The organism is Runella sp. R0.1_18, assembly GCF_057652155.1.
Genome location: NZ_JBYFCK010000015.1, coordinates 178,917 through 190,092 on the forward strand (window position 1 = coordinate 178,917; position 11,176 = coordinate 190,092).

13 protein-coding genes are annotated in these 11,176 nt (G+C 42.6%); 8 read left to right on the forward strand and 5 right to left on the reverse strand.

Annotated features, from left to right (window positions below):
* Positions 1–258: 258 nt before the first annotated feature.
* The 3 genes from AC23P2_RS22990 to AC23P2_RS23000 all read right to left on the reverse strand — a co-directional run bounded on the left by AC23P2_RS22990 (position 259) and on the right by AC23P2_RS23000 (position 1,588).
* The gene (locus AC23P2_RS22990) at positions 259–483 is read right to left on the reverse strand and encodes a hypothetical protein (protein WP_487775387.1); all 225 of its coding nucleotides are present in this window, start codon (positions 481–483) and stop codon (positions 259–261) included.
* Positions 416–793, reverse strand: coding sequence for a transposase (locus AC23P2_RS22995; protein ID WP_487775376.1), 378 nt, complete (start codon positions 791–793; stop codon positions 416–418). The genes AC23P2_RS22990 and AC23P2_RS22995 overlap by 68 nt, the downstream gene beginning before the upstream one ends.
* Before the next feature lie 177 nt (positions 794–970).
* On the reverse strand, positions 971–1,588 hold the full coding sequence (locus AC23P2_RS23000; RefSeq protein WP_487775377.1) for a hypothetical protein: 618 nt from the start codon (positions 1,586–1,588) through the stop codon (positions 971–973).
* 393 nt (positions 1,589–1,981) lie between these two features.
* Here AC23P2_RS23000 and AC23P2_RS23005 point away from each other — a divergent pair, with 393 nt between their 5' ends.
* From AC23P2_RS23005 to AC23P2_RS23015, 3 genes are all read left to right on the forward strand, one after another.
* On the forward strand, positions 1,982–3,163 hold the full coding sequence (locus tag AC23P2_RS23005; protein ID WP_487775378.1) for an NRAMP family divalent metal transporter: 1,182 nt from the start codon (positions 1,982–1,984) through the stop codon (positions 3,161–3,163).
* A gap of 63 nt (positions 3,164–3,226) precedes the next feature.
* On the forward strand, positions 3,227–3,736 hold the full coding sequence (locus AC23P2_RS23010) for a metallophosphoesterase family protein (RefSeq protein ID WP_487775379.1): 510 nt from the start codon (positions 3,227–3,229) through the stop codon (positions 3,734–3,736).
* Between the two features lie 110 nt (positions 3,737–3,846).
* Complete coding sequence (locus AC23P2_RS23015) at positions 3,847–4,962, forward strand: DUF2911 domain-containing protein (RefSeq protein ID WP_487775380.1); 1,116 nt, start codon at positions 3,847–3,849, stop codon at positions 4,960–4,962.
* An 80-nt stretch (positions 4,963–5,042) separates the two neighbouring features.
* Here the strand turns inward: AC23P2_RS23015 and AC23P2_RS23020 are convergent, their stop codons facing one another.
* On the reverse strand, positions 5,043–6,461 hold the full coding sequence (locus tag AC23P2_RS23020; RefSeq protein WP_487775381.1) for a hypothetical protein: 1,419 nt from the start codon (positions 6,459–6,461) through the stop codon (positions 5,043–5,045).
* 27 nt (positions 6,462–6,488) lie between these two features.
* Complete coding sequence (locus AC23P2_RS23025) at positions 6,489–7,673, reverse strand: hypothetical protein (RefSeq protein WP_487775382.1); 1,185 nt, start codon at positions 7,671–7,673, stop codon at positions 6,489–6,491.
* A gap of 240 nt (positions 7,674–7,913) precedes the next feature.
* Between AC23P2_RS23025 and AC23P2_RS23030 the strand changes: the two genes are divergently transcribed.
* The 5 genes from AC23P2_RS23030 (at position 7,914) to AC23P2_RS23050 (ending at position 11,112) form a co-directional block, all read left to right on the forward strand.
* Complete coding sequence (locus AC23P2_RS23030) at positions 7,914–8,075, forward strand: hypothetical protein (protein WP_472487867.1); 162 nt, start codon at positions 7,914–7,916, stop codon at positions 8,073–8,075.
* Positions 8,050–8,580 carry a DUF6169 family protein gene (locus AC23P2_RS23035; RefSeq protein ID WP_487775383.1) on the forward strand — a complete coding sequence of 177 codons (531 nt, stop codon included), beginning with the start codon at positions 8,050–8,052 and terminating at the stop codon, positions 8,578–8,580. The genes AC23P2_RS23030 and AC23P2_RS23035 overlap by 26 nt, the downstream gene beginning before the upstream one ends.
* Positions 8,581–8,809: 229 nt before the next feature.
* The gene (locus AC23P2_RS23040; RefSeq protein ID WP_487775384.1) at positions 8,810–9,025 is read left to right on the forward strand and encodes a hypothetical protein; all 216 of its coding nucleotides are present in this window, start codon (positions 8,810–8,812) and stop codon (positions 9,023–9,025) included.
* Between the two features lie 62 nt (positions 9,026–9,087).
* On the forward strand, positions 9,088–10,662 hold the full coding sequence (locus AC23P2_RS23045) for a zinc-dependent metalloprotease (RefSeq protein ID WP_487775385.1): 1,575 nt from the start codon (positions 9,088–9,090) through the stop codon (positions 10,660–10,662).
* Between the two features lie 60 nt (positions 10,663–10,722).
* A complete protein-coding gene (locus AC23P2_RS23050) occupies positions 10,723–11,112 on the forward strand; it encodes a hypothetical protein (protein WP_487775386.1) in 390 nt (129 codons plus the stop codon).
* Positions 11,113–11,176 lie beyond the last annotated feature (64 nt).

Sequence of the window (11,176 nt, forward strand, 5' to 3'; positions counted from 1 at the left end):
CTATTATATTTTACCAAGACTCCCTTTTTAATCTTTTGCCAATAACATACTTAATGAACTCAGAAAATTTATCTCCTAGTTTTTTAATTATCGGTTCGTCACCAATATCCATAGCAAATACTTCAGGGTCATCAGTTCCACAAAGGTTGTGCGTAGTGTTCGACAGAACACTGCGTACTGAGTATAAAAGGCCGTCCGCGTGGGCGGTCCCATGTAACGGCCCGACCAAGCCTGATAAACTCTCCAAATACCTTAATTTCATAGTAATTCTACCTCTAATAGCCTTTTTTGATTGTGCATGTAATCTCGTGCTGAAGAAAAACGATATTCCCAAGGTTCATCTACCAATCCTGCTTTTACAGGGTTCTCGTGGATATATTGAAACTTCTGGTCAATAAATTTGTTGCTAATCAGTTCAATGGGATGATTTTCCTGTTGCCAAATCGGGCCGCCGACGCGGTTGATAGGTGGTGTTCTTGGCATTAGCTTCCCCTGCTTGACGAAACAACCATAAAAGCCAGCCTCGACGGCTTTCAGGTTGCTCTTTGTCTTCTATTGCTGCTATAATTTGCTTTGAAGTGAACTTTTTGAAGTCTCTCAAAACATCCGATGGATTGCTACCAAATTTCGTAGAAATCATCAAGTGCACATGATTACTCATGATACACCACGCATGAACCCGTAAGCCTTTTTCTTTTTGACAGTATCTTAGACTGTCTAAAACGATGTCAATATAAGTACTTCGGGTAAATACGTCTATCGCACGGGCGGCCCCGCCATTGCACGGTAGCAAAAGTTATGAAATATAGCCCTTCTGGATTTTGAATTCTACGCGCAAAGGCCATGAGTTTTACGGTTATTTTATTGATATTCTACTTTGGTCGGGCCGTCACAGACCCGAGCCGCCGGTGCGGGCTATTTATGTTTTGTACGCAGTGTTCAAAAGAACACTACGCACAACTTGGGTGAATTACAGTTTTACTTTACCCCTAATTTCAATAGGGACTTCTGAGTATGGAACACTATATTTTACTTGTTCTTTCATAGTTCGGATATGTTCTTGGTCAGATTCAGTTGTATGGTAATTTTCAAAGTCCATTCCTAAAACTTTCATCCATTCCATAGTAATACGATGGTGAATTGAGTGTAAAAAAATCACTGGATTGTAATACCCTAAATGCTTTATTTGCTCAAAGGAACAACCATCCTCCCAGTCCTGTGGTGTCAAATTTTTAATTATAGACCATACTTCTTTTTCTTCTTCATAATCCCAACCTCCTTCTTTACAAACAGGAACTTGTGTATCTGTATTATTAAGTGGAAAGGTGCCAATTTTTTTCCATATTTTGTTTCCTTTTTGAGGAATTGTTCCAGCCGCCATCAAGGGGCTAGTTAACATATCCCAAACATAAAACTCTTCTATTGAGAGGTGCTTTTTTCGAACTTCCGAACGACAATTCAAAATTTTCACTAAAAATCCCCACCCATTATAGATTTTGGTATCTATAATTTGGACATATCCAAATCCTAGATTTTCATTTAACTCAATTTCCCAGAGAGTCCCATGATATGAGCTTATTTTCTTCATTCTTGACAGCAGTTTGATTGGTAAATATATTCTTAGCCTATGAAACGGAAATCAATTTGGGTTGGCAAATTACGATTTTGTTCTTGAAATAATGTTTTCCATCGAGGATACGTTCTATATGACCCTGATAGCACAAGGCTCTGCTTCGCGCTATCGGAGCGAATCCAAGATTTTATTTACAAGCAGGTTGAACGCATTAAAATAGAGATTCTCTATTCATTACTCCAGAGGAGCTACATCTTAGTAGAAAAATGAATCAAATCCACCCCCCTCTTTTTCTACTAAGATTTAGCCTCCCTGAGGCTACTTTTTTTATGCGTTTAACCTGATTTACAAGATTTTTTTTCGGTTATTAGGAAGTTCATTCTGATAACCAGCTAAAAATTACCTGTAATGCCTTTACCACCCAAAAGTAACTCCTCTACCAATACCATGCTTGGCGCGGCATTCCTGATGGCGACTTCCGCCGTTGGGCCAGGTTTTTTGACACAAACTACCGTTTTTACGCAACAGTTACTTGCTAATTTTGGCTTTGTCATTCTCCTGTCTATTCTGCTTGACCTAGGGGCTCAACTCAATATTTGGCGAATCATTGCCATTACCGAAAAGCGCGCCCAAGACATTGCCAACGATTTATTTTTTGGGTTGGGCTACTTACTTTCTGCCTTGATTGTACTGGGTGGATTGGCTTTTAATATTGGTAATGTGGCGGGTGCAGGTTTGGGAATTGAAGCCATGAGCGGGTTAGATGTAAAAATCGGAGCGTTGGTAAGTGCGGCGATTGGAATCGCCCTATTTCTACTTCCCGAAGCAGGCAAAGCCATGGACAATTTTGCCAAATACCTAGGCATTTTAATGCTCCTGCTTATTGCTTACGTAGTCTTTTCGGCCAACCCTCCCGTGGGGGAAGCCATCTTGCGAACCGTTGCTCCCCAACAGTTTGACCCCATCGCCACCATCACGCTCGTCGGCGGCACGGTTGGCGGCTACATTACGTTTGCGGGCGGACATCGTTTGTTGGAAGCGGGCATCAAAGGAGCACACTACCTTCCCCAAGTCAATCGCAGTGCGACCACGGGCATTTTGGTCACCTCCGTCATTCGTTATTTTCTGTTTTTAGCTACGTTGGGCGTGGTTGCCATGGGACTTACGTTAAGCAAAGACAACCCACCCGCGTCGGTGTTTCAGTTGGCTGCGGGCCAAACGGGCTATCGGCTATTCGGGGTACTCATGTGGAGTGCCGCCATCACTTCGGTCATTGGTTCGGCCTATACGTCGGTTTCATTTTTACGGACTTTCCACCCTACCCTCGAACGTAATCATCGCTATATCACGGTCGGTTTTATCGCCCTTTCTACCCTTATATTTATCGCCATCGGAAAACCCGTACAAATTTTAGTATTTGTAGGAACGGTCAATGGATTTATTCTACCCATTGCGCTTTCGGTGATGCTTATCGCTGCTCGCAACAAACGCCTCGTCGGGGAATACCGACATCCATTTTGGCTGCAACTTGCAGGCTGGCTAGTCGTCCTCATCATGAGCGGCATGGCACTTCAAACATTGTTGAAATAAGTACTTCTAATTCAAAAATCGACATTCTGCCTTCGACACTCGACACTCAATTCGACATTTTCTATGAAACGTATTGGTCTTATTTCTGACACGCACCATTATTTAGACGACGCTGTTTTTACCCATTTTGACGAATGTGACGAAATCTGGCACGCGGGCGATGTTGGTAGCGTTGAGATTTTGGACAAACTAGCCCAATTTAAACCACTTCGGGCGGTATATGGCAATATCGACGCCAAAGAAATCCGCTGGCAAGCCCCCGAACACCAACGTTTTGAGTTAGAGGGGTTTCGGGTATGGATGACGCACATTGGTGGAGCGCCCCCAAAATACAACCCGCACGTTCGGCCCGAATTAAAGAATATGACTCCCGATATTTTTGTGTGTGGCCATTCGCACATCCTCCGCGTCATGCGCGATCCGCAACTCAACAACATGCTGTACCTGAATCCAGGCGCAGCGGGCCGCGAAGGGTTTCACAAAATCCGTACTCTTTTGCGGTTTGTTTTGGACAGCGGTAAAATCAACCAAATGGAGGTGATTGAGTTGGGGAAACGGGGGGCAATCCACTGATTTTGAGCAATATCAATATCGCCTTATAATTTTAAAAAATACCACAAAAAGGGGGATGTAGAAGCTAGTAATTTTGTCCAATTTCGCGGCAACACAAAACTTCATCACCCATGAGATACTTTTTTCTACTGTTTGGCTGGCTCATGGTCAGCGCAATGTTGCTTCACGCCCAAGGTCGCCTCACTACCGCACCCGATGGTGGCAATAAAAAAGCCTCTGTTTCGGAATACATTGGTGTCGTCAAAGTCGATATTTCTTACCATCGCCCTGGGGTCAAAGGGCGCGAAGGCAAGATTTGGGGAACACCGATAGCCCCTTACGGCCTCAACGATTTGGGGTTTGGTACCAGTAAAGCGGCACCTTGGCGCGCAGGAGCCAACGAAAACACCGCCATTTCGTTTTCGTACCCCGTAAAAATCGAAGGCCAAGACCTTCCCGCAGGTACCTATGGCTTGCACATGGTTTTGGGAGAGAACGAAACTACGCTCGTTTTCTCGAAAAATTACACTTCATGGGGCAGCTTTTATTATGACCCAGCCGAAGATGCCTTACGCGTAACGGTCAAAAACCAGTCATTACCCCAAAGCGTGGAATGGCTCAAATACGAGTTCACTAACCAAACCGAAAACGGCTTAACCGTAGCAATGCAGTGGGAAAAGCGCCAAATTGCGTTCAAGGTAGAAACCGACGTTCATGCAGCACAAGTGGCGTCTTTTGCCAACGAACTTCGCAACACGCCAGGGTTTGCGTGGCAAGGGTTTGTGGAGGCGGCCAATTACTGTGTTCAACACAACATCGCCCTCGACAAAGCTTTGGCTTGGGCCGACCAAGGTATTTCAGCTCCATTTATCGGGCAAAAAAACTTCCAAACCCTGAGCGCCAAAGCGGGCGTATTGTTGAAAATGAACAAAACCGCCGATGCCGACGCACTCATGAAGGAAGCCCTGCCGCTAGGGTCGATGAACGAACTCCACCAATATGCCCGAACCTTACTGGCAGCCCAACGCGCCCGAGAAGCCTTTGAGGTATTTAAAGTCAACTACGATAAAAATCCCAACAAATTCACCACCAACGTAGGGCTGTCGCGTGGTTATTCGGCCATTGGCGACAGTAAAAAAGCGTTAGAATACATGAAAGCCGCGCTTCCTCAAGCACCCGACGCCCTCAACAAAACCAGCGTCGAAGCCATGATAAAAAAATTAGAACAAGGACAAGCAATCAATTAGGCAACAAAAAAGGAGGGCAAGCCCTCCTTTTTTGTTGCTATCATTCGACACTCTGCACTCTCCCACTCGACATTCTCACCCTATTCTCCTTCTCCTCTAAACTCATCGGTAATCATTTTCCGAATCATTTGATGCGGACGAAGTGAATTTCCTTTCTTGCCTGAGCCCGTTGTCAAGTAATTGATGCTACGGTCGGCGGCGGTTGATGCCTTTAAGGCCAAATTGTGCGTGTTCATCACCGAGTTTCTAAACTGGGTAAACTCCTCTTCGTTCATCATTTCGCGGGCAATCTCACCTTTGGCGTACCCGTCGTTAAACGAAGCAATGCGGCTATCAGTTTGCGCCAAACGGGTCGTTTCAATCAGTTGATCAAGTTCATCGCGAAGCTTGAGACGTTCGGCACGTAAATCGTCCAAATTAGGAAGTATTTCTAACTCGTGCGCCAAAATATCCTTCTGAGTTGTGTCTTCGGCCACTTCTTTTTCAGCGCCTTCAATTTCTTTTACCAATTTTTTACGGCGGCGACGCAAGCGCCCCAAACGTGGATCAATTTGCAACCAACGATACCAGAAATTTTGCAAAACGGGCAAGGCCATTCCGAGCGAAACTGCTCCTGCCAAGGCAAACAAAATACCACTCAGGACAAACGAAGCCAACGCCCAAGGACTATTGACTAATCCTAAATTGAGTTCGTCGGAGCGTAGTAATTGCTGCTCAATTTTTTGCAATAAAGCTTGCTGCTGCGCAGGGGTAATCGATGCCGTTGGATCCAGCGGGGTTGCATTCAGCTGCAAGTTTTTTACCGACTTATTAATCGCTTCCTTCAATTTGTCGGTGCGGTACGCCTCGTAGCGAAACCAGCCCAAAATCCCCAATGTCACAATCGCAAACCCTGCCAAGCCTACCTTAAACCACGCATAACGCGAACGCGCTTGTTGGGTATGCTGGTCAGTATAAGGTTTTTCAATCAAACGGTCGTAGGCGGGTTTGAGCAAAATAGAAATCATGGCCAAACCAATCGCAAAGGCCCACGCTTCGTAGTTATTGCGGATGTTGAGGGCATAGGCAACGATTTCGTGCGAGATAATCAAGTCTCCAAACACAAAGGCTAACCCTGCCGCAAAGAAGAACAAACCTGCCAATAGCGAATACTCTGACTGGGTTTGCTTACGACGATTACGCAGGGCTTCTGTTTCTTCATCAATCTGGTCACGTTGCGTTATTAAATCAGCCAAACGTTTGGTCGATTTGGTAAAACGCTGTACAAACTCTTGCAAACGGTCATACGCAACTTTACGTTTTACTATCGTCTCTTCTATTTGATTTTCAACACGTTGTGCTTCATTTCGACGATCAGTAACTCGCTGTACTAGCCAATTGTAATGTATCTGGCTCGACAAATAGCTTTCGTAAGGGCTACGGTTTTCCGACCCTTCTACGCCACTATTGTATCCGTGCAAAAAATCAGGTTTTTCGGTATGTTGTTGGTTCTCTTCCATGGTTGTTGGTGACTAAATAAAAAGCCCTTACTCAAATCCTTTTTCAAACTCACGCCATTGTTTATCGGTCAAACGGTCGCGGAGTTGGCGTGCCAAGTAAAACTCACTTTCAAACAATTTGATAAGTGCATCGCGACGGGCATTCAAACGGGCTAATTCGGCTTCAGCTTTGTTGAGATTGGGCAAAATCTGCCATTTTTGCACCCGTAACCCATCAATTTCGGCCGTTAATCGCGCCACTTCACCGTCCCACGTTTCTGTTTTGGTTGATTTTTCTTTCTTCAAATTTGTTCCTGTCAACCATATTTTCAAGTCATTTCGCAACACCGTAATGTTACTCAACAACAATTTGCCCGCAAACAAAAACAAGAAAAATACAAAAACAAACAACGCACTCGCCCGCCAAACACCTTGATTTTGAATAGCTTGCACAAACACAAACAAGGCAGCAGCAAACGGCATCCCAACTTCTTCGAGCATTCGCCGCCACGAAACGGTGCTTTCAGTATCGTGAAACAACGACACGCGACCAAATAAATTGAACATCCCTGCCAAAAACACCCCCACCGCAATCCATTGACTATTGGGATACAGCGGACGCAAAGTGTCATCAATTAAGAAGTAATTACCTACACACATCGCCGCCGAAAAAGCCAAACCTACAATGGTACGGGGCAATTGATGTTCGCCGTCGTGGTTACGACATTCCAAGTCCGAACATTTTTCCTTGAGCTCGTTGATACGATTTTCTTTTTGCTCAATAAACAGGTTAAGCTCTTGAATTTTCTCCCCGTGACGCTCCACTTCTCGCTCCCAATCGGCCATTTGGTGGACAAAGTAGTTGCGGATAATCGCTACTTTTTCCTCGGCTTTTGATTCAGACAAACCAAAAATCACCCCTTCATCACGCAGCAGGGTTTCATCTTCCAGCCAATTTGGCCATTCGATTTTTTGGTTAGGGGGCGTCATCGCCCACGATTTAGTCTCAGCGAGCGAGTCTTCCGCCAACATTGGTTGGGTTGAGGCAGACAGTACCGAAGGCGTAACTGCCCCCGTGCTAGGCAAAGAAGGCATTGATGTAACTGCCGTAGCAGACGCAGGTGCTGTTTGAACAGCTTGGGACGGCTCTAGTTCATCAAAAGACACCAATTCAGGGTCTTTTTGAAAGTTATCGCGACTAAAATAGGCTTTGACACGTTCAAAGAAGCTCATATTGGATGGTTTGGGCTGTTAAGTGCGTATTGTTAATCACAATTTGATACTTAAAAACTCGAAGTTGGCAAAATTTATTGTTTTACCTCCCAAAAATGGGACGAATGGCGCAATTTAAGACGTAGAATTGATTTTTTAACTTTCAAAACAAAAACTAACATTTTGGCCCTAGCCCTTAAAACTTTTATTGTCTAATTTATGTAGTACATTTGTATCATACAGACCAAATACTGCAAGGACATGAAAACCATAGACACTCCCAAAAACAAGACCTTCAAGAAGGGTAGCAAACAGTCTAACATGGCCTCAAAAATGTTAGATAATAAAAAGGCTATTTTTGCCCATTTTCGCGGCGAAATAACCAGCGAAGAATTAAATGCACAAGGCATCAAGCTCAGTTAAGCACTATAGTTACACCCGTACTTCGAGTCAATTTGCTACTATATTCGAATTTACAACTGATTCGGGGCTAGTCTATGGCGTTTATTTTGTTGGAGGCGAAAAATACCTACCTAATAACCCAAATTACCGTGGCTTCATTAAAGAATTTGGATTTGACATCATATCAGCTAATCACAGTTCCGACGTTCCTACGCGAGATGTAAAGGTAAAATACACTATTCTAGCCATATTGAAGGAATATGTGGATAACAACATCCATTCAAGCATCATTTATGTTTGTGATTATAGTGATGGTAGGCAGCAGAAAAGGAGTGGCCTGTTTAATAGATGGTTTGATGAAGCTGAAAACTCCGAATATAAACCCGACGTTCCCATTACAAAGTATATAATTCCTGTTGATGTTGAAAATGAATATGGGGAAACAGTCAAAACAGACGTGGTTCTGTTGAATCTTGAAACATGCCTGTATAGTAAAGAATTTGTCAGTTATCTTCTAGGTAATTAATAGCCTTTTTTAATATATCTCTTGTGGTAAGCTACAAATACTACAAGGCTTTTCCCGATACCTTACAAGTAAGTGGGTCGTTTCAGTCACCTATTTTTCTGCTGTACAAATAAAAGTCTCGACAAAAAGAAAAAACTAACTTTTTAATAAAACAGGTATTTTTACGCTAACATGGCGAAAACATATTCATTAGTTTTGAGGCGAAATCAAACACAAACAACGTTTATCTATGAAAAAGTTCACTAATCCACTAATTGCAATTCTGCTAATCTGCTTGCTAGGCTTACCTATTCTTGCTATTTCGCAAGACGAATTTTTCAAAATCAAACGAGAAACAACGGCTCTGTCTGCTAGTGAGCAGAAAAAATGGGAAAAGTTAAAAACCAATAAAGGCTTCGATGATGTTTCTTTAGTCGATTTTGACGATTTGTTTAAAAACAGCTAAATGGACGCGTTTCATTTTCACTGCCTAAATTATCAAAACGAATTGATGCCCAAACCCTTAGAATGGAGTATATATCCCCTAATGAATATCAGTGGTTTGCTACTACCAAAGATGGACTCGGTAGTATCGTAATTAAAAGATCTAAAGATAGATACAACGGTTATATTTCTATTCCAGACGAAGGTGAGTTTGAAATAATGAACATAGGTGAATCAGAGCCCAAACACGTTTTAGTGAAACATAACTCTGCGATTCTTAAAAAAGGGTGTGGCACCTCCGAAAAAATTCATAAAAATGGAAGACAAAGTATCGCTGACTTAAAAAATGCTAGGATTGCTCCTTGTACAGGCCCCATTCGCATCTTGGTTCTATATACTCCAGAAGCTGTTCAGGAAACGGGACTGAATCCTTTTGATGTCGCTTCTAATACAGTTAGCCAATACAATAATACCGTCTATAGAAGTAACATTTCTGGAGACGGCTCTGCAACTATTGCCGCAACTCTTCAATTCAATAATTTTTCGTTTTCAAACGATATGAAGTTTGATGCAGGGCAATTATCAAATAATAGTACAGCTAAAAGTTTACGAAATCAGTACAAGGCAGATATTGTAGTTTTATTATGTCAAGAGCATCTCGATATTGTCGGAGGAGCTGCTGCCGATAACAATCCCAATGACTCACTTGCTTACGCAATCGTCCAAATGCAACAAGCAGTAAGTCAGAAAATTTTTGCCCATGAGGTAGGACATTTATTTGGCTGCCGTCATACAGTTTTTATAGACTCAGGCGGCAACCCGTATGCTCACGCTTATCGTTTTATACCTGGTTTATTTTTGCAATACCGCAATACAATGATGTATAGTGATGCCAATGCCTCTATCATTGAAAATTTCTCAAACCCAGAAGTATCATTTTCTGGAACTCCAACGGGCACTTATGCGAGTGAACATAACGCAAGACAACTGTATGAAGCCTCTTCAACCGTTAGAAATTTTCGCTCAGAACCCAATATCCTGTGGGGGGCTATGGAGGGGCCAACCTATGGTTACGTTTATAATAGTTATACGTGGGAAGCAATAGTATCGTGTGGTAATCAGCCGTATAGTTTTGAATGGCGTACAAGTACTGATGGATTCAACTGGAGTAGTGTACGAGGGACAGGAGAGTATTTTTCCGAATATCTCCCGTGGACGGGTAACAATTATTATTATGTATGGCTGCATATTTCTTCTTCGGACGGCCAAACAGCTAACGCTTACACTACTATTTACATTGATTACTCACAAGGCGGCGCACGACTGGCTACTTCTAATGAAGTGACTCCCCCTTTGGCACCTATTGTTTGGAAACCTTTGATTAAACCTGACAAAATAGACGGAATTAAATTGAACACTTTTCCCAACCCAGCTACCAAAGAAGTTACTATTGAATATACATTAGAAGCAGACCAATACGGAACATTGGAAGTCATTGATCTTACAGGGAGAGTAGTTAAAAATTTACTCAAAGGGATTTTATCGAAAGGAACTACCCAACAAGTGGTTTCGCTACAAAATTTAGCAAATGGTATTTATTTAGTTCGTTTAAATACGGCAAACGGCGCATTCGTTCAAAAGTTTTCAGTTGTTCAATAACATTCATTTCAGCTCGCGGCTTAAAGTAACGCGAGCTGGTGAAAATTACCACCAAAAGCCATGAAAATATACGTCAATCACGTCATTGTAACAGCGTTACTTCTACTTTTCGGTTGCCATAAAGAACCCACGTTTAAGTTTGATTTATCAGATTATGATGGAGAAATTGAGGGAATGCGCAACGGACAAAAATGGTCAAAACCCAAATTAAAAACCACTTACATGAACTACTGTAGCCCATTAAAAGGCACAATAGGGCTATACTTCATTACTAATACGTCTTTTACTGATTATCTCGAACGGTTAAGTATATTACATATTCCTACAAAAACTGGAACTTATTTAATTGAGAAAGAAGACTTCAAACGTAACTGTAACAAAGTGTCTTCTTTTTGTTATTGGGCACACTATGACCAAAGCGACGCTACCTACGATGTTGGCCTTTATTAAATAAACGGGGGTAATGTTCCACGATATTGAGTTAACTATTTGTAATGTAGTGTTCTACGTTCAA